This is a genomic window from Nocardia sp. NPDC057668, assembly GCF_042799795.1.
GTDB lineage: Bacteria > Actinomycetota > Actinomycetes > Mycobacteriales > Mycobacteriaceae > Nocardia.
In genome coordinates, this window is record NZ_JBHVIC010000001.1 from 2,432,448 (window position 1) to 2,456,345 (window position 23,898).

The 23,898-nt window shown below is 72.8% G+C and carries 16 protein-coding genes; 9 read left to right on the plus strand and 7 right to left on the minus strand.

Annotated elements, in window-relative coordinates:
• The first annotated feature begins 123 nt into the window (after nucleotides 1-123).
• From ACFVBH_RS11190 to ACFVBH_RS11215, 6 genes are all read left to right on the plus strand, one after another.
• Nucleotides 124-1,281, plus strand: coding sequence for a 2-deoxy-scyllo-inosose synthase (locus ACFVBH_RS11190; protein WP_379001236.1), 1,158 nt, complete (start codon nucleotides 124-126; stop codon nucleotides 1,279-1,281).
• Entirely contained in the window at nucleotides 1,281-2,570 is a 1,290-nt protein-coding gene (locus ACFVBH_RS11195) for a DegT/DnrJ/EryC1/StrS family aminotransferase (protein WP_379001700.1), read from the plus strand. Before ACFVBH_RS11190 ends, ACFVBH_RS11195 begins: the two co-directional genes overlap by 1 nt.
• On the plus strand, nucleotides 2,567-3,775 hold the full coding sequence (locus tag ACFVBH_RS11200) for a GNAT family N-acetyltransferase (RefSeq protein ID WP_379001237.1): 1,209 nt from the start codon (nucleotides 2,567-2,569) through the stop codon (nucleotides 3,773-3,775). The genes ACFVBH_RS11195 and ACFVBH_RS11200 overlap by 4 nt, the downstream gene beginning before the upstream one ends.
• Before the next feature lie 402 nt (nucleotides 3,776-4,177).
• Nucleotides 4,178-5,314: a cytochrome P450 gene (locus ACFVBH_RS11205; RefSeq protein WP_379001238.1), complete on the plus strand. Its 1,137-nt coding sequence runs from the start codon at nucleotides 4,178-4,180 to the stop codon at nucleotides 5,312-5,314.
• A 124-nt stretch (nucleotides 5,315-5,438) separates the two neighbouring features.
• Nucleotides 5,439-6,110 (plus strand): hypothetical protein, encoded by a 672-nt coding sequence (locus tag ACFVBH_RS11210; protein WP_354986246.1) that lies wholly within the window; start codon nucleotides 5,439-5,441, stop codon nucleotides 6,108-6,110.
• A 240-nt stretch (nucleotides 6,111-6,350) separates the two neighbouring features.
• The gene (locus ACFVBH_RS11215) at nucleotides 6,351-6,728 is read left to right on the plus strand and encodes a hypothetical protein (RefSeq protein WP_354986245.1); all 378 of its coding nucleotides are present in this window, start codon (nucleotides 6,351-6,353) and stop codon (nucleotides 6,726-6,728) included.
• Between the two features lie 99 nt (nucleotides 6,729-6,827).
• Here ACFVBH_RS11215 and ACFVBH_RS11220 read toward each other — a convergent pair whose 3' ends face one another.
• Both ACFVBH_RS11220 and ACFVBH_RS11225 read right to left on the minus strand, forming a co-directional pair.
• A complete protein-coding gene (locus tag ACFVBH_RS11220) occupies nucleotides 6,828-7,754 on the minus strand; it encodes a YegS/Rv2252/BmrU family lipid kinase (protein WP_354989914.1) in 927 nt (308 codons plus the stop codon).
• Nucleotides 7,751-9,328 (minus strand): FAD-binding oxidoreductase, encoded by a 1,578-nt coding sequence (locus tag ACFVBH_RS11225; protein ID WP_379001701.1) that lies wholly within the window; start codon nucleotides 9,326-9,328, stop codon nucleotides 7,751-7,753. Before ACFVBH_RS11225 ends, ACFVBH_RS11220 begins: the two co-directional genes overlap by 4 nt.
• A 141-nt stretch (nucleotides 9,329-9,469) precedes the next feature.
• On the opposite strand from ACFVBH_RS11225, the gene ACFVBH_RS11230 reads away from it, so the two are divergent.
• Both ACFVBH_RS11230 and ACFVBH_RS11235 read left to right on the plus strand, forming a co-directional pair.
• A complete protein-coding gene (locus tag ACFVBH_RS11230; RefSeq protein ID WP_379001239.1) occupies nucleotides 9,470-10,087 on the plus strand; it encodes a TetR/AcrR family transcriptional regulator in 618 nt (205 codons plus the stop codon).
• A 62-nt stretch (nucleotides 10,088-10,149) separates the two neighbouring features.
• Nucleotides 10,150-11,694: a glycerol-3-phosphate dehydrogenase/oxidase gene (locus tag ACFVBH_RS11235; RefSeq protein WP_379001240.1), complete on the plus strand. Its 1,545-nt coding sequence runs from the start codon at nucleotides 10,150-10,152 to the stop codon at nucleotides 11,692-11,694.
• Between the two features lie 211 nt (nucleotides 11,695-11,905).
• On the opposite strand, the gene ACFVBH_RS11240 is transcribed toward ACFVBH_RS11235, so the two are convergent.
• Nucleotides 11,906-12,319: a hypothetical protein gene (locus ACFVBH_RS11240; RefSeq protein WP_354989917.1), complete on the minus strand. Its 414-nt coding sequence runs from the start codon at nucleotides 12,317-12,319 to the stop codon at nucleotides 11,906-11,908.
• A 181-nt stretch (nucleotides 12,320-12,500) separates the two neighbouring features.
• Here ACFVBH_RS11240 and ACFVBH_RS11245 point away from each other — a divergent pair, with 181 nt between their 5' ends.
• Nucleotides 12,501-14,429: an FHA domain-containing protein gene (locus tag ACFVBH_RS11245; protein WP_379001241.1), complete on the plus strand. Its 1,929-nt coding sequence runs from the start codon at nucleotides 12,501-12,503 to the stop codon at nucleotides 14,427-14,429.
• Nucleotides 14,430-14,574: 145 nt separating this feature from the next.
• Here the strand turns inward: ACFVBH_RS11245 and ACFVBH_RS11250 are convergent, their stop codons facing one another.
• The 4 genes from ACFVBH_RS11250 to ACFVBH_RS11265 all read right to left on the minus strand — a co-directional run bounded on the left by ACFVBH_RS11250 (nucleotide 14,575) and on the right by ACFVBH_RS11265 (nucleotide 23,674).
• Nucleotides 14,575-17,640 (minus strand): FAD-dependent oxidoreductase, encoded by a 3,066-nt coding sequence (locus tag ACFVBH_RS11250; protein ID WP_379001242.1) that lies wholly within the window; start codon nucleotides 17,638-17,640, stop codon nucleotides 14,575-14,577.
• A gap of 207 nt (nucleotides 17,641-17,847) precedes the next feature.
• The gene (locus ACFVBH_RS11255) at nucleotides 17,848-21,399 is read right to left on the minus strand and encodes a protein kinase (RefSeq protein WP_379001243.1); all 3,552 of its coding nucleotides are present in this window, start codon (nucleotides 21,397-21,399) and stop codon (nucleotides 17,848-17,850) included.
• Nucleotides 21,396-23,201: a hypothetical protein gene (locus ACFVBH_RS11260; RefSeq protein WP_379001244.1), complete on the minus strand. Its 1,806-nt coding sequence runs from the start codon at nucleotides 23,199-23,201 to the stop codon at nucleotides 21,396-21,398. Before ACFVBH_RS11260 ends, ACFVBH_RS11255 begins: the two co-directional genes overlap by 4 nt.
• On the minus strand, nucleotides 23,198-23,674 hold the full coding sequence (locus tag ACFVBH_RS11265) for a hypothetical protein (RefSeq protein WP_354989922.1): 477 nt from the start codon (nucleotides 23,672-23,674) through the stop codon (nucleotides 23,198-23,200). The genes ACFVBH_RS11260 and ACFVBH_RS11265 overlap by 4 nt, the downstream gene beginning before the upstream one ends.
• Between the last annotated feature and the right edge of the window lie 224 nt (nucleotides 23,675-23,898).

Below are 23,898 nucleotides of genomic sequence, written 5' to 3' on the forward strand. Positions count from 1 at the left end.
ACCCCTGCCGGTGGTACCCCGCCCGGGCGCCGGTCCGGGCAGTGGTACCGGCGCGCGGGGCAGGCTCTGACTGGGGCAGCTCACCGTTTGCCAAACGCTGTTGTGTCACTTGAAATTTCCCGCATGGCAATGACTTCACGCACCATTCGGATCGGCGATCAGTCCTTTCCGTATTCCTTCGGTGAGGACTGCCTCGACGAGATCGCCGCGGAGATCGCCGGTTTGGCCGCGGACACCCTGGTCTTCGTGACCGACGATCACGTGCTGGAGTTGCACGGCCGGGCGCTGTCCCGGCTGGCGGGCACGACTCCCGCGATCACGCTGAGCCATCGCGCGGGCGAGTCCATGAAGACCCTGGCCTGTCTGACCGCGCACCTCGAAACCGCGCTGCGCGCCGGGGTGACCCGGCGTTCGGTCGTGGTGGCGTTCGGCGGCGGCGTGCCCGGAAATCTGGCCGGGCTCATGGCGAATCTGCTGTTCCGCGGGGTGCGGCTGGTACACATCCCGACCACCACGATCGCCGCCATGGACTCGGTGCTCTCCCTCAAGCAGGCCATCAACAGCCCGGTCGGCAAGAACCACATCGGCACCTACTACGCGCCGGCGGCCGTCTACACCGACGTGCGCCTGTTCGAAACCCTCACCGCGCGGGAGCTGCGCTCGGGGTTGTGCGAGATGGCCAAGAACTGCCTGGCCATTCATCCGGCGGCCCTGGAACAGCTGCGCGCCGTCATCGATTCCGGCGCGCCGGCCACGCCCGCCGCGCTGCGCTGGCTCCTGGACGCCAGCATCGCGGCCAAATCGGCGGTCACCCGTGCCGATACCTTCGAACGGGGGTCGGGGCTGGTGCTGGAGTACGGGCACACCGCCGGGCACGCCATCGAGATCTGTGATCACCGGGCCCGGGGCGCGGCGGGGCTGTCGCACGGCGCGGCGGTCGCGGTGGGAATGCTGGTGGCGGCGCACATCTCGCACGCGCGGGGCCGGCTCACCGAGCGGGAGCTGCGCGTGCACTACGAGATCGTGACCGGGCTCGGGGTGGAACCGCGGCTGCCCGCCGCGGTGCGCATCGCCGATGTGCTGTCGGTGATCGGCGACGACAACAAGAAGGGCTATCTCGAAGCCCGTTCGGACGCGGTGCCTTTCGTCCTGCTGGACGGTCTGGGCACGCCGGCCCGGACCGGTGCGCTGCCGCTGGTGCACGTGTCGATGGACGAGATACGGGCGGCGCTCGAGGCGCTCGCGCTGCCCGCCGCCTGCGTCCGTGCCGTGGGCGTGTGATGCTGGCCGTCGAAGGCGGCGCGCCGATTCGCGCCGGCCGGGCCTGGCCGGTGTGGCCGCAGTACGACGCGGGCACCGAACGCGAATTGCTCGCCGCGCTGCGCTCGTCGCGCTGGTCGGTGAGCTGGTACGCCCCGGCGGGCGGCAAATCGCGGGAGCGGCGTTTCGCCGCGGAGTTCGCGCGCTACACCGGGGCGGCGTACGGGGTCAGCGTCGATCACGGCTCCAGCGCCCTGGTGATCGCCCTCGAGGCACTGGGCGTCGGGCCCGGTGACGAAGTCATCGTGCCCGCGCTGACCTGGGTGGCCCCCGCGACCGCCGTGCTGCGGGTGGGCGCGCTGCCGGTGCTGGTGGACGTGGATCGCGGGACCGGTTGCGTGACAGCGGATCACGTGCGCGGCGCGCTCTCCGAGCGCACCCGCGCGGTCATCGCCGTGCACCTGGCGTGCACCGCGGCGCGGGTCGACGAACTCGCGGCGCTGGCGGGCGAGACGGGCGTCGCGCTGATCGAGGACTGCTCGCAGGCGCACGGAACGCGGTGGAACGGCCGGGCCCTGGGCACTTTCGGCGACATCGGCGTCTTCAGCCTCGGCGCTGCCAAGACCCTGGCGGCCGGGGAGGCCGGGGCCGCCGTCACCGACGATCCGGCCCTCTATCGCCGCATGCTCATGCTGCGCGCGGATTCGCGCGGCTACCTCGCGGACGCGCCGCGCCCGGGCGAATACGAACTCGTCGAGGACTGCGAGATCATGGGCGGCAACTACTGCATGTCCGAGCTGACCGCGGGCGTGCTGCTCGATCAGCTCCCCCGGCTGGACGCCCAGCACGCCCACCGGGCGGTGCGCGCCGGCGAGCTGGAGGCAGGCCTGGCGGCCCGGCCCGGACTGAGCGCGATTCCCGTTCCGGCACAGGTGGATCGGCGGGCCGTCTACGAGTACGGCATCCGCTTCGAGCCCGGCGTCTTCGGTGCGGCCCCGGTCGAGCGGGTCGCGGCCGCGCTCACCGCCGAACTCGGCACGAAGGTGTACCCGCCGCGTCCGCCCCTGCATCGCAGCGCCCTGTTGCGCCCGCGGACCAAGGCGCGCTTCGCCCGGATCTGGGACGGCGCGGACACCTCCGAGCGCACCTTCGCCGGGGCGGACCACTACCGCGAACACACCCTGCTGCTGCATCACAGCGTGCTGCTGGGCGAACGCGGCGATATCGACGATCTGCTGGCGGCGCTGGACAAGGTGCGCGCGGCGTACCGCCCGCGCGGCGCGGCCCCGGAACAGGAAGTGGCGGTATGACTTCGGAGTTGCTCTCGGACTGGGACAGCCGGGTACTGGACGACATCGCGGTGCGCCGCGCCACCGAGGCCGATTGGGACGCACTGCGGGACTGCTACTTCCGCGCCTTCGGCGGCGTGCACACCCGCGACTTCGACCTCTGGAAGCGGCAGTTCCGCCTCGCGGACGTGGCGGTGGCCGAGGACGTCTCCGATCCGTCCGCACCGTTCATCGTCGGCACCGCCTCGGTGATCCGCATGCGGGTGACGGTGCCCGGCGGCGGGCAGCTGAGCGTGGCGGCGTGCGCGCAGGGCATGGTCGCCACCACGCATCAGAAACGCGGTATCTACGCCAAGATTCAGAGCGAGCTGGCCGCCATCGCCCTGTCCGGCGGCTCGCAGGTGCTGGCCGCCATGCCCGGACCGGGCGGCAACTACGGCTACGTCGGCGTCGGCGCGTACGCCCGCCGGCTGCGAGTGGATCGCAGGCGCGCGAAACTGCGTTCCGCGCCCGGTGATTCGGGACCGGCTCGCGAGCGCCGGTATTCCGAGTCGATCCCGCTGCTGCGCGAGATCTACGACCGGTGGCAGCGCGTGACGCCCGGGGCGCTGAGCCGCAACGAGTTCTGGTGGCCGAGCACCTTCGCCGACGACTCCTGCGTGATCACCCACCCGGACGGATACGTCATCTACGACCTGACCGGCACGACGGTGTCGGTCCGCGATTTCTGCGCGGTCACCACCGCCGCCCATCGCGAGCTGCTGCGCTGTCTGCTCGGTCACGGCGAGTACGACACCGTCGAGATGACCACGGCCGTGGACGATCCCACCCCGCTGCTGCTCGAGGACCTGCGCACGGCCGCGGTGGCCGGTGTCGGCGCGAGTCTGTGGATGTGGATCCTGGACCTGCCCGCCGCGATCACAGCGCGCACCTTCGCCGCCGACTTCCACGGCGTGATCGAGCTGGCCGACCCGTGGGGAATGAGCACGGGCACCAGCGTTCTCGCAGTCCGCGACGGCGCGGGCACGTGGACCGACGCCGGTCCCACTGCCGTCCCGGATCTGCGGATCGGCCCGCTGGAGCTGACGAGCGTCTACTTCGGCGCCCACACCGTCACCGAACTCCACCGCGCCGGTCGCGTCGAGGAGTTCGTCCCGGGCACGGTCGCGGCTTTGGACCGGGCGCTCGCGGTCACTCGACGGCCCTTCAACAACACGGCGTTCTGACCACCCGTCTCGGCGCCGCGCGGCGCGAAATCGCCGGTGCCCGAGCTACCGCCCCCGGCACACGGCCGCACGACGCGAGGGACGCAGCGGTCGCCGAAACGGATGACTCCCCGGCGCGCACGACCCCGGTGATCGTTCTACCGCCCGCGCCGGCCGAGGTGCGCCCCATCGTGAATCCTCCTGCCGGTGAGGCGTCGTCGCGGGGCACGAGTACTCGCTTGGTGATTCGGCATACGGGCGAGGCCGCGCCTCCCGCCCACGCGGCCTCAGCACTCAGCACTCAGCACCCGAATCATTTCGGAACCGACCATGACCCAGGAAAGGCAGGAACTCCGTGACACATCGGATTCGAATCATCGAGGCGGTGCGCGCCCGCGTTTCCGCGAGCGGCGAGGTGACGGCATGACCGGCACGGAGCGGAGCACCGGCGTGTGCCCGGTGACCGGTGCGGCCGGCCTGACCCGAATCACCACGCCCACCGGCGATTCCGCCTGGCTGGCGACCGGCTATCACCTGGTGCGCGAACTGTTCGCCGACGCCCGGCTGGGACGCTCGCATCGCACGCCCGAGACCGCCGCGCGGATCGGCGAGTCCGCCTTCTTCGGCGGCCCGATAGGCAATTTCGACACCGAGCTCGCCGACCACGCGCGCATGAAATCCATTCTGCAACGGCACTTCTCGCCGGGTCGCATGCGCGCGTTCCGGCCGCGGGTCGACGCTGTCACCGCCGAGTTGCTCGATGTCCTGGCGGCCCGCGGCGGGCCCGCGGACCTGCACGCGGAGCTGGCGGTCCCGTTGCCGTTGCAGATCATCTGCGAGCTGCTCGGGGTGCCGTTCGAGGATCGGGACAGCTTCCGGGAGTGGACGGCCGCCGCGGGTGACGTGGCCGATCGCGGGAAAGCCGAACAGGGCGCGGCCGACATCTTCGGCTACTGCCGGAAATCGGTGGAGCACAAGCGCGCCCACCCCGGCGACGACGTGACCTCGCGGCTGTGCGCGGATCCGGAGCTGACCGACGACGACGTCGCCATGTTCGCCATGGTGCTGCTGTTCGCCGGCCACGAGACCTCGGTGGTGCAGATCGGGGTGGCGGCGCTGATGCTGCTGGAGCAGCCGGAGCTGTGGCGGACCCTGCACGAACGCCCGGAGCTGGTGCCCGCCGCCGTCGACGAACTGCTGCGCGCCTGCGAGCCGACCAACCTGCCGCGGTACGCCCGCGTCGATCTGGCGGTGCGCGGGGAACAGGTGGCCGCGGGCGATCTCGTGCTGCTCGGGCTGACCTCGGCCAATCACGATGCGACGGTGTTCCCCGATCCCGCCCGCGTCGATTTCGCCCGTGCGCAGGGGCAGCATGTCACCTTCGGTTTCGGCAGTCACTACTGCATCGGCGCGCCGCTGGCCCGCATCGAAATGCAGGCGGCGATCGGGCAATTGACCGCGCGCTTCCCCACCATGGCGCTGGATGCCGGCCCGGCGGGCCCGACCCAGCGGGAGGAGGTCTTCACCCGGGGCCTGACCGCGCTCCCGGTCACGTGGTGACACCCGGCCGGGAGGTTCACAACGGGTGTTCCCGCGCAGGCAGCCGGGGCCCCGGCGGCGGTTCGGGGGCGATTTCAGGGATATCCCGGTTGCAGGAACCCTTTTCGCTGCCGATCCTGGAGATGTGAACCCCCCGCTTGACCCCGGCTCCACCCCGTTGTCTTCCGCACCCCGCGTGGTGACACCGCATCAGGTGCATGATCTGCGCGGCGTCGCGATCCACGAATTGCGTTATCCCGCAACGGCCGCGGTCATCGTCGCCGGGGTGCCGGGGGCCGGCAAGAGCACCGCCCTGCGCAAATTGTTCGGCAGCACCTCCGACGCGGTGCAGCCGGCGCTGAGCCCGGACGGGGCGCTGCTGCTCGATTCCCAGCACTCGCGCAACTGGTGGCAGCCGCGACTGGAGGCGGTGCCGTACCCGCTGTGGCTGCCGATCGTGCACGTCACCCACTACCTGCGCATCCGGATGGCGCTGTTCCGCGCGGCCGGGCCGGTCATCATTCACGACTGCGGCACCCGGGACTGGGTGCGCTGGCTGGTGGCGGTGTGGGCGCGGGCGGCGGGCCGGACCGTGCACCTGATCATGATCGACGCTACGGCGGAATTGGCCATGGCCGGGCAGATCTCGCGCGGGCGGGAGGTGGGCCGGATGAGCTTCCGCTGGCACTGCCTGCGCTGGCAGCGCCTGATCGGCCTGGCGGGCGCGGGGGTCAAACCCCGGCCCGCGCCCAAGTCCGTGGTCATCCTGGATCGGGCGGCGGTCACGGCGCTGCACGAGGTCACTTTCGCGGCCTGAGCGCGGCACGAACGGTCGTGTGACCCGGGTCACCGCACCCGGATTCTATGAGGCAGCTCGCAAACACTTGCCCGCTTCACCTGCGGTGATGTGTTCTTGCTATACGGCTGGCGCCAGTCGCTTCCACTCCACTTCACGCATTTCACGCCGGGCACTCCATATCCACGCACAGCTCGGATCCACGCACAGCTCGGCAACCCCTCCCCGGACTTCGTGTCCACCGTTGGAAAGCGGGTCACCATGCGAGTCAGAGCTTCGAAGCGGACCACCGGCATCGCCGTGCTACTCGGCGCTGCGGCCGTCACCGGCTTCGCGGGCGCGGCGACAGCGTCCGCCGCGACACCGTTCATGATCCCGGACGTCGGCGCGGTCGGACTGGAACTGAGCCCCGCCGAAACCGGTTCCCTCGCAGACAGTCCCGTTCCCGCCCTCGCCGATCGCTATGTACCGCGCGGTGCGCTGAGCGTGGGTATCCAGCCCGACTCCGCACTCCCCCGGGACGGGGACCGGGTGTTCGCCGGGCTGAACGACATCGTCCGCGAAGCGGCGTCCCGGCCGGGTGGGTCGGTCGATGTGCTCGTGGATTCGGAGGGCGTGGCCGTACTCCAGGTCTGGTAAGCCCGGACCGGCCACGGGTGACCGGGACTTCACCGCACCCTCCGAAAAGACTGTGCCCCGCGCCATTCCGGCGCGGGGCACAGTCTCGCCGGGACCCGCTCAGGGCACCAGCACCTCGATGGCGCCGGGCCGGGACACGAAGGTGGCCGGGAGCATGCCCGCGGGGTCGCCGTCGGCGGTCGCGGGCGCGTTCGGCGCCGACAGCACCACCTTCGCCGCCCGGTACTGCCCGGCAGCGGGATGATCGATGCGCTTGCCGGAGGACAGCGCGGGCAGCAGTCGCAGCAGGTCCAGCCGGGACATCTTGCCCACCACCGTCAGGTCCAGCAGCCCGTCGTCGATGACGGCGTCGGGCGCGATGAGCATGCCGCCGCCGTAGGTCCGGGTGTTGCCGACCGCCACCATCACGGCGTCGAGCTCGATCACCGTGCCGTCCGGATGATCCGGCGAACCGTGCAGCTCGATGCGATAGGGCACGGCCAGTTTCCCGGCCAGTTCGATGACCGCGGCCAGGGTGTAGCGCAGCGGGCCCTTGGGCCAGACCAGGGCGTTGGCGCGCAGGGTGACTCGCGCGTCGAAGCCGGTGCCGGTGACCGTGGCGAACCACATGGGCCGATCGGCGTCCTGAGCCTGGACGGTGCCCAGGTCGATGGTGCGGGCGTTGCCGGCCAGCACGACGTCCACCGCGGCGTCGGTGTCGTCGGGCACCCCGACCTCGCGGGCCAGGTCGTTGCCGGTGCCGCCGGGCACCAGGCCCAGCGGGACGCCGGTGCCGACCAGCGCCTGCAACACCACACAGGTCAGACCGTCGCCACCGGCGGCGACGACGGCGTCCGGGCGGGCGGCCGGATCGGCCAGTGCCGCGCGCACCTGTTCCTCGGTGTCGGCCGCGGACACCCCGCGGATCTCGGTGACGGCCACGCCGCGCGCGGCGAAGCGATCGGCGGCGGCGATGCCCACCTGCACGCCTTTGCCGTGACCCGACAGCGGATTGGTCACGAGCAGAATCGAGCGAATCTCTCTCACGGAATGAGCTTCCCAGGGTTGAGGATGCCTGCGGGGTCGACTTCCTGTTTCACCGCGCGCAGCACGCGCACGCCCAGGTCGCCGATCTCGGCGCCCATCCACGGCCGGTGGTCCGCGCCGACGGCGTGGTGGTGGGTGATGGTGCCCGCGGCCGCGACGATGGCGTCTCCGGCCGCGCGCTTGGCGACCGCCCACTGCGCCAGCGCGTCATCGGCCTGTTTGGCGACGATGGTGAAGTACAGCGAGGCGCCGGTCGGGTAGGTGTGCGAGATGTGGCACATGACCAGGGCCGGGGTGCCCTGCGCGGTGAGCGAATCGGTCAGGGCGGCGGTGACTTTCGCCTTGAGGTTGGCCAGATTGGCCCAGGTGGTAGCGGTTTCGAGGGTCTCGCACAGAATTCCCGCGTCCAGCAGGGAGTCCCGCAGGTAGGGGGCGGAGAAGCGGCCGTGCTCCCATTCGCGGGCGGGGGTCTCGCCCAGGGCGGTGCCGCCGGCGGCGCGCAACAGGTCGATCGCCTCGGCGCTGCGGGCCGCGACGTGGGCCGCGGTGCCCTCGAAGGTGGTGACCGCGAGGCACCCGCCGACCGTCGCACCGCCGATGTCACCGGCGCGCGCGAGGTTCAGGCCGGTCTCGGCCTCGTCGGACAGGCGCATGACGGTGGGCGCCGCGCCCGCCTGGATGACCGTGCGCAGGGCGGCCGCTCCGGTGGCGAAGTCGGGGAACGACCACGCCTGGTAGGCGGTGGTCTCGGGTACCGGATGCACGCGCAGGGTGACGGTGGTGATGATGCCGAGCGCGCCCTCGGAACCGGAGAACAGTTCGCGCAGATCGGGTCCCGCGGCCGAGGCCGGGGCGCGGCCCAGGTCGAGGCTGCCCGCCGGGGTGGCCACGCGCAGGCGCTGGATCATGTCGTCGAACCGGCCGTACCCCGCCGAGGCCTGTCCCGAGGAGCGGGTGGCGGCGAAACCGCCGATGGTGGCGTACTCGAAGCTCTGCGGGAAGTGCCCGAGCGAAAGACCGTGCCGGGCAAGCAGTTCCTCGGCGCGCGGGCCGGAGAGGCCGGCGCCCAGGGTGGCGGTGCCGCTGACGGGATCGACCTCGGTGAGGGTGTCCAGGCGGGCCAGGTCGATCGCGATGACGGTGGCGAAGGCGCCGCGTGCGGGGTCGAGGCCGCCCACGACGCTGGTGCCGCCGCCGAAGGGCACCACGGCGATGCCCGCGCCGGAGCAGTATTCGAGCAGGGCCTGGACCTCGTCGTGCGCGGCGGGGAAGACGATGGCGTCGGGGGCGTCCTGCGGGCCGTCGGCGCGACGGCGCAGCAGGTCGGGGGTGGATTTGCCGCCCGCGTGCAGCAGCCGATCGCGGTGGTCGACAGAGACGTGATCCGCACCGACCACCGCGACGAGCCCCGCCCGGTGTTCCGGCGTCAGGGTCGAGTCACGCAGCGGCACGTCGCCCTCATCGCGACGGGTCGCCGGTTCCCCGGACACACCGAACACCTGCGTGAGCAGCCCTCGAATCTGCTCCGAGAGTGGCTTGTGTCCGGACGGGGATCCCCAGGCGTCCCACACCATACTCGCGCGGTCCTGCGGCTCGCCCGGGTTTCCCGGCGAAGCGAATGCTGCTTGTGTGTCGACCATGCGTTACAGTCTGACATAGAATGTCAAGCAGTAACGAGAACCGCCGATCGAGCGGGTGATGGAAGGGTGGTGCACATGGCTTCGACCGAACCGTCCTCCCCCGATCTCGCCGCCCCCGAGCTCACCTCCGCCGTCGATCTCGCGATCCTGGACGCCGCCCGCGCCTGCGTGGCCGAGTTCGGCGTGCGGCGCACCACGCTCACCGAGGTGGCACGGCGGGCGGGCGTGAGCAGGCCGACGGTGTACCGGCGCTGGCCGGACACGGGCTCCCTGGTCGCGGATCTGCTGGTGCGCGAATTGCGCGAGATCATCGCCGACGCGGTGCCCGACAGCGGCACCGCGCGCGATCGGCTGGTGGCGGCCATCGTCGGCGGCGGATCCACGATCCGGCGGAATCCGCTGTTCGCCAAGATCTTCCGCACCGATGCCGACGTCATGCTCACCTACGTCTTCGAACGGCTGGGCCGCAATCAGCGCGCGCTCATCGACCTGTTCGCGGCCGCGGTCCGAGAAGGCCAGGGCGACGGGTCCATTCGAGCCGGGGATCCCGAACAACTCGGCACGATGCTCCTGCTCATGGCGCAGTCCGCGGTGCAGTCCGCGGGCACGGTCGCCGAACTGCTCGACTCCGCGCGCCTCGATGTCGAACTCGCGCACGCCATCACCGGATACCTCGCGCCCCCGGCGCCCTGATCGCCGCCCGCCCGGGCGGTGCGCAGCACCCGCTGTACCGCATCGAATCGAAAGGTCCCGTCATGACCGGCACTTCGGCTCAGCCCGGCTCCGCCCTCAACGCCGCACGGCGCGAGCGGGAACTGCTCGCGCTCGGTGCGAGCGAGACCATCGACGTGCTGGTGATCGGCGGGGGCATCACCGGGGTGGGCGTGGCCCTGGACGCCGCCGCGCGCGGGCTGCGCACGGTGCTGGTGGAGAAGCACGACCTGGCGTTCGGGACCAGCCGGTGGAGTTCCAAACTCGTGCACGGCGGACTGCGCTACCTGGCAAGCGGCGGCGTCGGCATCGCGCACGAGAGCGCGGTGGAGCGCGACATCCTGCTGACCCGTACCGCACCGCATCTGACCCGCGCGCTGCCGCAGGTCGTGCCGCTGCTGCCGACCATCGGCGCGGCTCAGAAGACCCTCGTCCGGGCGGGCTTCGCCGCCGGTGACGTGCTGCGCCGCACGGCCGGCACCCCGGCGGCGGTGCTGCCGCGCTCGCGGCGGGTGGCCGCGGCCGAGGCGCTGCGCTACGCGCCGACCGTCCGCCGGGCCGGGCTGCGCGGCGGGCTGATCGCCTGGGACGGGCAGCTGGTGGACGACGCGCGCCTGGTGGTGGCGATCGCGCGCACCGCCGCCGCGCACGGGGCGTCCGTTCTCACCCGGGTAGCGGCCACCGAGGCGACCGGAACCACGGCGGTCCTGCGCGATGAGCTGACCGGCGAAACCCTTTCCGTGCGAGCGCGTTCGGTCGTCAACGCCACCGGCGTCTGGGCGGATCAGGTGGATCCGAGCATCGAGTTGCGACCCTCGCGCGGCACGCACCTGGTGTTCGACGCGGCCGCCTTCGGCGGGCTCTCCGCCTCGCTGACCGTGCCGATTCCGGGCAGCACCAGCCGTTTCGTGTTCGCCTTCCCCGCCGCGCACGGGCGGGTCTACCTCGGCCTGACCGACGAGGAGGCTCCCGGGCCGGTGCCGGACGTGCCGCACGCGACCGAGTCCGAGATCGATTTCCTGCTCGACACCGTCAACACGGTGCTGCGGGAACCGTTGCGCCGGGAGGATATTCGCGGCACCTTCGCCGGGCTGCGGCCGCTGCTGCGCACCGGTGCGGACAGTACCGCCGACATCTCCCGCGAGCACGCGGTGCTCACCTCGCCCACCGGGTTGATCACCGTGGTGGGTGGCAAGCTCACCACCTACCGCAAGATGGCCGAGGACACGGTGAACGCCGCTGTCGCACACGCGAATCTGACGGCAGGTCCCTGCCGCACCCGCGACCTGCCGCTGGTCGGCGCGGTGACCGGGGTCGCCCGCGATCGGATCGAGGCCCCGACCCGGCTGGTCGAGCGGTACGGCAGCGAGGCGGCCGCGGTGCTGGACCTCGCGCGCGCCGACGCCGCGCTGGCCGAGCCGGTCGCGCCCGGGATCGACGTGCTCGCAGCCGAATTCGCGTTCGCCGTCAGCCACGAGGGCGCGCTGGACGCCGACGATCTCCTGGACCGCCGCACCCGGATCGGCCTGGTCGACACCGACCGCAAGGCCGCCGCCCCCGCGGCGGAGGCGGCATTCGCCGGGCACTGAGCGGGTTTCACGTCGAGGCACCACGCCGCGGAACTCGATCGGCACGGTCTCGCCCGGGCGACAGGGGATTCCGCCCGGACACGTCGCGTGCAGGCCCCGCCCCTGGGTCGGCGCGGCCGTAACCGGGCGCGTCGGCTCCTCCGAAAGTCAACGAGATCCGAGACAGGCAGCGACTTCGTTGCGGACGCGTCGCCCCGGTGCTGGCCCGGGGTCAGTGCAGGACCACGCAGCCCGAACCGGTGAGCAGGCCGGTGCCGACGGTGATGTCGACGTACGGGACCACGTCCGCGCCCGGGACGGTGTGCTGCACGATCTGGAGGCGGTGGACGCCCGGGGTGGCGGGGGTCCAGTGGCCGACCGCGATCCGGCCCGAGGGGACGGCGGTGGCGAAGGCGATGCCGTTGTCGTAGAACACGACCGGGGCCGAGGGATCGTCGACGTAGCCGTTGACCGGGTAGGTGCAGCCGGTGCCGTAGTTCGTCGCCGGTCCGTAACTGATGCCGGGTTCCACGCCCACCCGGGTGGCGGTGGCCCCGGCGGGAGCGCACAGGACGGTGAGCGCCGCGGCGGCCGCGATGGCGGTTCCGGCGCCGCGTACGGCGCCGCTGGTGTCGATCGTGCCCATAGGTTCGGTCCTTCGGGTACGCCGGAGCCGGATGCACCGGCACGATTGTTCGATCCTCGCGCCCCGGGGGTCGCTTCGGGCAGTATTGCCACGATCCGGCGGATTCCGTGTCGCAACCGCCGGCGTGTGAACGGTCCTATGCTTGGCAACGATGTTGTGAGCGCCGGACAAGGAGGCGCGAATGGGGCGGATACCGACAACCGTCGGATTGCTGCGCGGTGAGGGATTGATCGCGCGGTTCGGGAGCGTGGTGATCTACCTGGCCGGGACCAGCCCGTCCACGGAGCGGATCCTGGGCGCGGCCGAGACCGCGGCCGGGTCCGCGGATCCGGGAGTGGCCATCGCGCAGCGACTGGCCGCCACCGTTTTCAGCGGCGGCTCGGCGCAGCCGCCGTCGTTCGGGGTGGTCGCGCCGACGCAGGGCGGGATCCTCGTGCTGCTGCGCGGGCCGGTGCGTGCCCTGGTCGAGGGGCCCGAGGGCACGCGGCAGTTCTCCGGTGTACGCGCCATGACCTGGGCCGATGAGATCCTGCGGGACCCGGTCCGCCGGCTCACCATCGCCGCGGACAGCACCTCGGGCGGTGAGGTGCCGCACACCAACCTGCGGGTGGGCGTGGTTCCCGGCGGCGGTTTCCTGCTGCACGCCCCGCCCTCCGGCTTGCCCGCGCAGCGCGGGAACACCGGCTCGACCCCGCGCTCCGCCGCGTCCGAAGCTGCCGCCGAACCGATGCCGGAAGGTCCGCGCGACTCCCGTGCCGATCCCGCGAGCGCCCGGCCGGGTCCGGTTGCCGCCGATTCGCCGGGAACCGGTGGTTCGCTGCCGCGCGTGAACTCCCCCGGACTCCTGCCGGACCCCACCCGCCGCGCTCCGCTGCCGACTCCGTCACATACCCGCTTCCCGGGACCGGGCTCGCCGGCGCGGCCGCCGGGCAATCGGGGACCGGAGGCCGGTGGCCCGGATTCGGGTCCGCTGCCCACCCGGGCCGACCCCCACGGGTCGGCCGCGGCCCCGACCACCCACGACGCTCCGCCGCCGAGCTACCCCGGTTCGGGTGCGCGACCGGAGTCCCCCGGCGGCCGCAGGCCCGCCGATTCCGGCTCGCATTCGCAGCCGCGTCCGGGCGGCGCGACCGCGGGCAAGCGGCACCCCGAACCGCCGGAGACCCAGGCCGCCGGCGCCTTCGGGCGTCCGGCCGAGCTGCCCGACGCACCGGCCGCCCGGTCCGCCGGCCGCGCCGGTGACCACCGGGCCGACGCGCCGCGTGAGCGCCGGGCCGATGCCGATCGGCCCGCAGAGCCGCCGGAAACCCGTGGCGCGCCGCGCGAACGGCCATCCCGGCCCGCGAGCGGTCCGATCGGAGGCGCGGAATCGGTTGTCCCGCAGCCGGACCGGTCCGGAGCGCAGGAGCCCGCACGGTCGGATCGGCCGCTGGATCCCAGCGACCCGCAGTCCGCGATTCCCACCGAAACCCGGGTCGTTCCGAAGATCGACGGTGACGCGGACGTGCCCGAGGGGCTGACCGTTCCGGATTCGGACCCGTCCCGGGGCAATCAGCCTCGCCTGTCGAAAGACGCTTCGGCAGAGCCGAATTCGGCCGGCGCGGCAGCGCGACGCCCGGGCCGGCCGGAGCCCACGCGCCCGGACCCCGCGGACCAGCCCCCGACCGCGGCGTTCGACGCCGAGGCGGCGGCCGCGGAACCGGCGGCCACCGAACGCGCGAGCGGCCGCGATCCGGTGCCGCCGGAAACGAGCGCCCTCGGCCCGGTGGGCGGCGCGCTCACCACCGCCGACGGCGCGGTCTATCCCCTGGACCGCCCGTACGTGATCGGCCGCGATCCGCTGATCGACGAGTCGGTCCGCCGGGCCGCCTCCTCCCCCATCGTGATCCCCCGCGATCGGCACGTATCCCGCGTACACGCCTACGTTTTCATCGAGAACGGCATCGTCCTGATCCGCGACGCGGCCACCCCCGGCGGCACCTACGTGGCCGCCCCCGGCGCCCAGGACTGGATCCGCGTCGGCCAGCGCCCCCACGAACTGAAACCCGGCTGGAGTCTCCGAATAGGCGCCCGGATCCTGACCTACCGCCCCGAGCAGCCCCGCCGCTGATCTACCCCCGCTCACGTCGGCCTGAGGCATTCGGCCTCCACGGTGCCGAGAGTGAGGACCCGCGCTGAAGTCGGGTGGCCACCGTCTGATGCAGGGATTCGGTTGCGGCTCTGTCGAACTCGTGGTGTGTTCTGGACCCTGTGGGTCAGGCGGGTGCTATCGAGGACAAGGGGGTCCAGTCGCCTGCGCGCAGGGAGTTGCGGAGGTGGGGCGGGAAGGGGGCCCGGGCGCGGACGGCGGATTCGGCGGCGGCCACGTCGGCGGGGTGGTGGCCGAGGATCGTCGCGCCTACGCAGCGGCCCAGGGAGAGCGTGAGCGAGCGGTAGGAGGGGGCGGCGGGGTTCTCGGCGACGATCAGTTCGTCGCCGGGGGCGGGGGTGGTGCGGCCGATGGCGAACAGTTCCAGGCCGACACCCTTGAGGAGGGTGGCCGGGAGTTCGGCCGTCAGGATCTGATTGCCGCCCAGGGCATTCACCGCGGCGGCCTGCGCCTGTTCGGCGGCGATCGGCCACAGGCCGGGGACGCGGTCCCGATGTTCGGCGACGTCACCGGCGGCGTACACGTGCGGGGCTGCGGTGCGCATGCGGTCGTCGACCAGGATGCCGCGGGACACCGGGAGCCCGGCCCGGCGGGCCAGTTCGATGTTCGGGCGAATGCCGGTGGCGGCCAGGAACAGGTCGCAGGGCAGGGTGCGGCCGTCGGTCAGCACCGCGGCGCGCACGCCGGGTTCGCCCAGCAGCCGGGCGGTTTCGGCCCCGCGCGCGACGTCGATGCCGAGCCGGGTGAAATGCGCCAGGACCAGCTCCGAGCAGCGCGAATCGAGTTGCTTACCCAGCAGCCGGGCGCCGCGTTCGAGGACGGTGACGCGCAACCCGAGCTGGTGCAGCGCGTAGGCGGCTTCCAGGCCGAGCAGACCGCCGCCGGCGACCAGCGCTCGCGCACTGCCGTGCCGCTGGGCGTAGGCGCGAATGCGCAGGGCGTCCGCGGCTTCCCGCAGGACGAAGCTGCCGGGCCGGTGCAGTCCCTCGATGGGCGGGGCGGCCGCGCTCGCGCCCATGGCCAGCACCAGCCGGTCGTACGGCAGCACGTCGCCGGTGCCCAGGTGAACCCGCTGGGCGCGGGTATCGAGCCGGGCGGCAAGGGTATTGAGCCAGGCGGTGACCTGGTGATCTGCGTACCACTGTTCGGGGAGCAGGTGCAGGCCCTGCATGGCCGAGCGCCCGTAGACCAGGCGGGAGATGCCCATGCGGTTGTAGAAGTCGTGCGATTCGCGCCCGACGAGGTGGATTTCGCAGTCCGGATGCCCGCGCCGGATGAAGTCCGCGGCGGTGACCCCGGCGATGCCGTTGCCGACGATCACCACGCTGACGATGGATCGGTCGAAATGCGCCGTGGTGCTGCCGTTTCCGCTGCCGGGCTGCGGGGTCAGCGACACCCGCACCTCACCGCCCCGGACCCGGGCCGCGCAGGCCATGCGCGTGTTCTCGGCGAACCCCAATCGCCGCAGCGTGTTTCGCTCCTCACCACCGGCCGGGCCGAGCGATTCCGCGCCGGCGAGCACGGCCACCGGGTCCGCGCCGCACACACCCATCCGGCAGCCCGCCTCCAGCGGCAGATTCGCGCGTTCGGCGCAGTCGAGCAGACTCATGCCGGCATCGGCCTCGACCCGGCCGCCGCCGGGTTCGAAGACCACCGAAGCCGCTGCCGCGGTAAGACTCTCGGCGGCGGCGCGGGGGCGCGGGAAGGGCAGCAGCACCGGTTCGTCGCGGTCCCCGGTGGCGCGCGCGTACTGCAGTTCGCTGACCCGGGTGCGCGCCAGGAACAGCAGGCTCGCCACCAGCACCAGCAGGCTGAGCGGCCAGCGCAGCCACGGCGCGCTCACCCCGGTGAGGGTGCCCAGCGCGGCGAACAGGACCGGTCCGGCGAACCAGTAGAAGAAGTTCAGCGCCGCCGCCGCGTAGCCGGCCGCCAGCATGCGGACGCCGACGGCGGTGGTCGACTCCAGCACGAAGAACACGCCCACCGCCGCCAGCAGGAACAGCGCCAGCAGTTCGTAGCGCTGCGCCACACGCAGACCCGAACTGCCTGCGAGAATGAAGAATCCGAGGACGAAGCCGGGCAGCGCGGCGGCGAAGAGCTTGCGCGCCGAACTCCATGCGGGATCCGGGTCGTCGAGATCGGCCTGGTAGGCGGCGCGCGGTGTGAAGTCGAAGCAGTTCTTCGCGCAGCCGACGCACGGCTCGCAGTGGTTGTTGGGCACGGTGACGAACGGCGTCTGACCGTAGGCGCGCTGCACCGGGAAGAGCGGGCAGATGCTGCTGCACCACCCGCTCTTGCCTTTGAAGGCCAGCCCGCCGCTCCCGGCCGCGACCGCCACGGCCAGCAGTACGCAGCCGGTGGCCACGCCGCTGCGGTCCAGTCCCGCCAGCCGCGAGCCCGCGATGCCGAAGAACAGGGCGACCGCCACGAGGTAGCCGTACCGCTGGATCCATCGGGGTGCGGTGGCGGCGCGGCCGATCCCGAAGAGCCTGGGGGCCTGATTGATCGCGGCCAGCGGGCAGGTGTTGCGCCACAGGCCCGGGGCGAGCAGGAACAGGCCGGGCAGCAGTGGGACGAGCACGCCGAAGAAGAGCAGCAGCCCGGTGGTGGGGTCGAGGAAGAGGGTGAGAACGAGCGCTAGGTAGGCGGTCACGCTGATCGCGCGGGCGACCTGCCAGGCGCGCAGCGGAAGTCGCGCGGGCATTTCGGGGAAGGTGGGGAACATGTTGCGCGTGCCGGTGGCGTCGATGTCGAGGATGCGCTCGGCCAGCGCGACGGCGGTGCTCACCCGCCGTTCGCCCGGCGGCGGTGGGACGACGTGGCCCGCGGCCGGAACGTGGGTGTCCACGCCGATCTCCGGTGGCGCACCGGGATCGGGCGCGCGCAGCACGATGATCTCGGTGCGGCCCAGGCGCACGACGTCGCCCACCGCCAGCACATGTCGCCCGGACAGCGTGACCCCGTTGACCGTGGTGCCGTTCCGGCTGCCCAGGTCGACCACCGACAGGGCGGTGGGCGTGGGCACCAGGCGCAGGTGCTGCCGGGAAACCTCGCTGTCGGAGAGGATTTCGCTGTTCCCGCCGCGCCCGAAGATCAGCGGCCCGGCCAGCTGCCGCCGCCGCGCGGGCCGGCCGAACTCCCGGATCTCGATCAGTGGCTCCCCTGCCGTCACCGTGCCTCCCCTCCACACGCACGCCGCTCGGGGCGTCGTGTGTATATCGATGAACAGCCCGCGAGCGCTACCCGCGCGGCGACTCGGTCCCGTGCCCGCGAGCACAACGCGAGCCACCGGCCACGCGGGCGCAACGCGGATCGGTCGGCATGTTCGGTGAGCCCGGCCGACGGCGCGGCCCGGCGCGCCGGGCGCGGGTACGGGCGCTCACGCCCGTTCCCGCAGGCGCAGGACACGGATGTAGCGGAAGCGCTTTCCCATGCGGCGCAAGCCGATCGAGGCCACGGCGCCCGCGGCGGCGGCGAGTGCGGTGGCCGCGACGAGCCCGGGCATCGTGGGCTCGTGGCCGAGCAGGAGCCAGGACGCCCCGGACGCCGCGACACCGAGCAGGCCGGTGCTGACCGTGAGTCCGATGGTGGCGGCGAAGCGGGCGCTCCCGCGCCGCAGGGTGCGGGCGTTGGACTCGGTGTAGGCGGCGGCGAACAGGGTCAGCAGCACGAGGACGGCGGCGGTCACGGTCGTGGTCCCGCGCTGCGCCGTGTGGACGCCGAACCGATAGGCGGCAACCTCGGACCCGTTGCGGGACAGGGTGAGTTCCGCCGTGAGATCCCCGGCGAGCACGTACCCGTTGACCGGTGGCGGCAGCTTGCCCGCCCCGCCCGCACCCAGCGGTGTCGCACTCCCGCCGACGCTCGCACCCGGCAGCCGCACCGACAGGCGCGCCGCGTCGGCGTCGACACCGCTGATCTCGATGGGCACCGGCTCGGACAGATCCACCTCGACGGCCCGCGCCACCGCCGGGTCCATCCCCGCGATCCGAACCGTCCCCTGCACGGGCAGATTCCGCTCCGGCGCACCACCGAGCCCGAGCACCGCCGTCCCCGCGACCAACGCGGCCAGCACCCCCGCCGAAGACAACGGCACCCGAGCCGGTTTCAGGTTCACCACCCGCTGCACGGGCACCAGCTCGTTCCGGTCGACGTCGACCAGCCGAACCCCGCCCCCCGCAATCGGTTCGAGCGGCCGCACCCGGACCATGCTCACCGCGCTCCACCCGACCCGCGCCGGCTGCGCCGGTGGCGGCGAAACCCGCTGTGCCCCGGACGCTCCCCCGCTGCTGCCGGACCCGTCCCGCCGCACGGTCGGCACCCGCTGCTCCGGGTCGTCCTTCCGCCACGTGGTGGGCCCTCTCTGCTCCCGGTCGTCGTCCCGCCAGGTGGTCGGCCCCCGCTGCTCCCGATCGTCGTCCCTCCGCCCCGGCCACAGCGGGGTGGCGGGCCGCACCACGGTCTCCGGCGACGACACCGGTGGCCGCTGCCGCCGCTCACCGCTTCCGGCACCGGGAATGGGCTGCGGACCGCCTCCTTGACCGGGCCGCCCGAACCCTGCGGGGTCACCGGCCTGCCGGGGATCCCAGGGCCGCCCGGTCCGCACACCCGGACCAGCTGCCCGCGGATCGGGCTGTCCCGCGGCGGGACTGAACCCCGCGGGCGGCCGGACTCGCGCGGCGCCCTGCTGCGGCGAGTGCCCCGCGGGCGACCGCGTTCCGAAACCTCCTGCCCCTGCGGCATTCGATCCACCGCGCGCCGAAGGCCCCGCCGCATCGAGCCGAGTCTCCGCGTCATCGGAAGAGCCAGGCGAGAAGCCCCGCCGCGCAGGATCCTCAGCCGCGCCCGTTGAATCCCCTCCCCGTGCTGCCGCCGGGTTGAGCATCGTCTCCGCAGCCGACGAACGATGCGGCGGCAGAGGTTGTTTCGGGTCGCTACGCCTTCCGCGATCGGACGGCCCTTGGCCTGCGCCGGGCGCGGGCGGGTTCGGCACCGAACCGTAGGGGCGAGGCGAGGTCGCGGGATTGACCGTGGTCGGCGCGATGGCCGGGTTCTGCCGCAGTTCGCCGGGAAGACCGGCTCCCTGGCTTGCCCCCGGGGACTGCACGGCGGAATCCCGCGCGGGGCCGGACGCGACGGCGGGGTTGAGAACGGTGGCGGGCGGGGCCGCATTCTGCTGAAGAGCTGTGGTTTCGGGGTCGGCGAGCGGCGCGGCATCGAGATTGCGACCTGCCCCTGCCGCAGCACCGTACGGACGCGGCGGGGTCGCGGGGTTGAGGGTGGTCGGCGACTCGGACGGGCTGTGGGCCATGGCTGTTGTCGGCGGTTCCCCGAAGCGGGCGGGATCGGCGCTCGGGCCTGCACCCGGCGCCGGCTTGCCCCGCGGCGGGTCGAGCGGCCCGGACGCCGCGGAGTTGTTCGATGTCGTGGGCGAGGGTGAATTCTGTTGCAGAGCTGTGGTTTCGGGATCGGAGGAGGGTGCGGAATCGTGGGTGCGATCCACCCCGGTCCCCGGGCGGTAAACCGCACCGTACGGGCCGGGCGGGGTCGCCGGATTGAGCATCGTCGGGGCCGGGGGTGAGTTGTGTTCCGGGGGGCCGGTTTTCGGGCCGGCGTTCGCCCCGCCCGCGCTGGGACGGGTGCCCTGCGATCCCGGATGTGTGCCCTGTCGGCCGGGACGCGCGCGCTCCGAGCCGGGGTGCGCGCCTTGCGGCCCGGAGGGTGCCCCACCCGGCCTGGGGTAGGGGCCTTGCGCGGCGGGGCCGGTTACCGGCGGCCCCGAGTGCGCGCCCTGCCGTCCCGGATGCGCGCCATCCCGTTCGAAGTAGGGCCCCTGCGTGCCAGGGGCGGCACCCGGCGATCCGGGGTTGGATTCTTGTCGGCCAGAACGTGTGCCCTGCGGGCCGAAGGCCGGCGGGGTGTGGGGGCGCGGGGGCGTCGCGGGATTGAGCAGGGTGGGCGGGGGTGCGGCGTGCAGGGTGGGCGGGCGAAGGCGGCCGCCGGTGGCCGCGGCGATGATGGTGTCCGCGCCGATCAGGGGGATGCCCACGGGGGTCAGCCAGTGGGCGCCCCAGCAGTGGGCCGCGGGCTCGGCCAGGGCTATGCCGAAGGACTCGGCGGTGTCGAAGCGGTCGGCGGGGTCGGAGGCCAGGCCACGCATCACGGCGTCGGCGATCGGTTGCGGGACGGCGGGGGCCACGTGGGTGAGGGGGATCGGGTCGCCGTAGGCGTGGGCGAAGAGCATGGCGATGGCGTCGGTGCCGGGCGGGAACGGCAGGACGCCCGAGAGCAGCTGGTAGAGCATGGTCGCCAGGGCGTAGACGTCCGTCGAGGGGGAAAGCGACTCGCCGCGAACCTGTTCCGGCGCGATGTAGGACGGGGTGCCGACGATGTCGCCCGCCCGCGTCACCAGCGTCTCCTCTCCGCCGACGATCTTGGCGATGCCGAAGTCGGTGAGTTTGAGCGTGCCGTTGGCCGCGAACATCAGGTTCGACGGCTTCACGTCGCGGTGCAAGATACCGTGCCGGTGCGCCGCGTCCAGCCCCGCCGCGCAGGCCAGCGCCACCGCGACCGCGGCGGTGGCCTCGAAACCCGCGGTGACGAAACGATTCTCGACCGTGCCGCCGGGCAGGAACTCCAGCACGAGCAGGCACATGTCCTCGTGCTCGATGTAGTCGTAGACCGGCACCACGTGCGGATGATCCAGCGCGGCCATCACGCGCGCCTCCGCCACGAACCGCCGCCGCACCTGGGTGTCGCCGGCGAACTGCGGCGGGATCTGTTTGATCGCCACCCGCCGCGCCAGCCCCCGGTGCGTGCCCGCCAGCACCACCCCGCACCCACCGCGCCCGATCTGCCCGCCCACCTCGTACCCGGGCAGCGCCGCACGCACCCGGGCGATGTCGCCCTGCTTCAGATCCCGCACGCTCATCCGGCCACTCCGCCGGGCCGGAAGCGCTGGATGCGCGGCGAGGTGCGGATCGTGGGCTCATCGGCGGGATCGGTGGCGTTGCTCGCATCCCGCCCGACCGACTCGTCGCCGGGGCCGGCTGCGCGGGCAACACCTCGCGCGTTCGACCCGTGATCGCCGAGGTGGGCCGGGTCGCCGGCGTAGCCGTGGTGATCGCTCTGGCCGAGAGTCGTCTCACCCTCGACACCGAACGAGTCCGGCTGCACGACAGCAGGTTTACGCACGTCGAGCGGCTGTCCGACCACCTGTGTCGCCTCGTCGCCGGTATCGGGGGTGCGGCCGGCATCCCGCGCGGCCGACGCGGCGGCGTCCGGCTGCCGATCGCTCCGGCCGACTGTCGTCTCGCCCGTTTCGTCGAACGAATCCGGCAGCACGACAGCAGGTTTCCGCGGATCGAAGGCCGCCGTGCCGGTGGGCGCTGCCGAATCCAGCTGTCCCGCAGCGGGCTTAGGGAGTACAGGCCGCGGGCTCACCACCTGCGTCGGTTCCTCGTTCGGCGCCGGTTGCCAACCCCACCGCCGGGGCGGGGCCGGTGGGCCACCGCCGGGACCCGCGCCCGGTTCTGTCGACCAGGCGAGTGGGCGGGCCACGGGAGCATTGTCGAACTCGGCGGGAATCGGGCCGCCGGAGCGACCGGGCGAAGACTCCTCGGATCCACCGGGCAGCGGCCCATCGGCGAACCCCGCCTCCGCTCCCGGGGCGACACGTGCTTGCCCGCCGCCGAGCAATTCCGTCTCCCGGTTGTCGTCGACCCGGGATCCGGAATCGAATCCCGCTCCCACGGCGGCAAATCGCGCGTCGTACCCACCCGCGTCGTACCCACCCGCGTCATAACCGCCCGCGTCATAACCGCCCGCGGCGGCGTGATCGCGGCCGAACGCGGGCGCCGAATCTCGGCCGGACGCCGGCGCTGAATCTCGGCCGAACGCGGTCGCCGAATCTCGACCTGACGCATCGGCGGTGAAACCCTGGGCGTCGAGCTCGCGGGCGGCGGCCAGATCTTCCGCGTCCAATCCGAGGTAGTCGGGGCGGCGCGGGGTCGGCGAGAAGTAGCCCGCGAGAAAGAAGATCGTGGCAGTGACGCCGGCCAGGGCCAGCCACAGCGAGGTGGCCGGCACCCACCAGCGCGCGATGGAGGCGGTGAAGCCGATCATCAGCCCGAGCCCGATGCCCGGCGCGAGCACCCGCAGTCCGCGCTGCCAGCGGTTGGCCGCGAGCCGGTGCCGGGCGATGCTCAGCGCCGCGTCGGCGATCGCGAGCAGGGTCAGCACCGTCAGGATGATCCCGAACAGGCCGTACACCGACACCAGCGAGCCGCGAACGTCGATCACGGTGGGCACGGTCGCGACGGGTTCGCCGTCCGCGCCGATGACCGTGATGTCCGAGCCGATGAGTCCGGTGGCCTGCCCGCCCAGTCCGGCGGGATCGAGTCGGTAGGTGAGCTTGCCGGTCGCGCCTGCGGCCACCGTCAATTCGACCGAGGTCGAGTACGAGAAGAAGTTCAGGCCCAGCACGTGACCGGTGAGGTCCACGCGACGCACGGTCACCGGATCCGCGGACTCGTTCGTGACCTCCACGACCACCAGCGCCACTGTCGACGGCTCCAGGCGCACTGGGTCCCGGGCGTTCGCGCCCGCGATGTCCCGTCCGTCGACGGTCGCCGTGGCGCGCACCGGATCGGCCGCGACGGCGGGCGCGATCGCGAACCAGGCCGCCAGGCACAGCAGGACGGCCGCGGCGGGGGCGAGGCGAAGACTGGTCATCGGGGCCTCCGGGCGGGCAGATGGGATACCAGGCGGTGGCCGTAGAACCAGCCGCCGATGAGCAGGAAGAACAGCAGGACGGTCGCGGTCGCCGCGCCGCCCCCGACCTCGCTGACCAACACCACGTCCAGTGCGGCCGCCAGTTTGGGGCCGCATTCGGCGGTCACGTCGTGATGGCCGATCTCGGTGGTGCCGGTGGTCAGGGTCGTGTCGAAGCCGCCGTCGGCCCGGGCGCGGGTATCGGCGACGGCCGCACCGCCGATCGAAACCTGCACCCGCGCACCGGGATCGCAGCCGCGCCCGGCCACGGCCACCGGCGCACCCGGCGACACCGCGGGCGGATTCAACTCCAAACCGGTGCCCGCCGGGAATACGTCATTCGATCCACCGGTGGTGGTCGGATTGCCCGCGCCCGGCTCCGGCGTGGCCGGGACCGGATCCGGTTCGGGCGTCACGCCCGGTTCGGTGGTCACGCCCGGCCCCGAATCGGGCCGCCCGCCACCGGATCCGGGGTTGCCGCCGCCCGGGTTCCCGCCGCTCCCGGCGTCCACCCGGCACTGCCCGTCGGCCGGACGAGCCGACCCGTCGGGACACTTTCCCGCCGGGCAGTCACCACCGGTGGGTGCGGCGGATCCGTCCGGACATGTTGTGGCGGGGCATTTGCCGCTACTCGGTTTGGCCGAACCGTCCGGACACG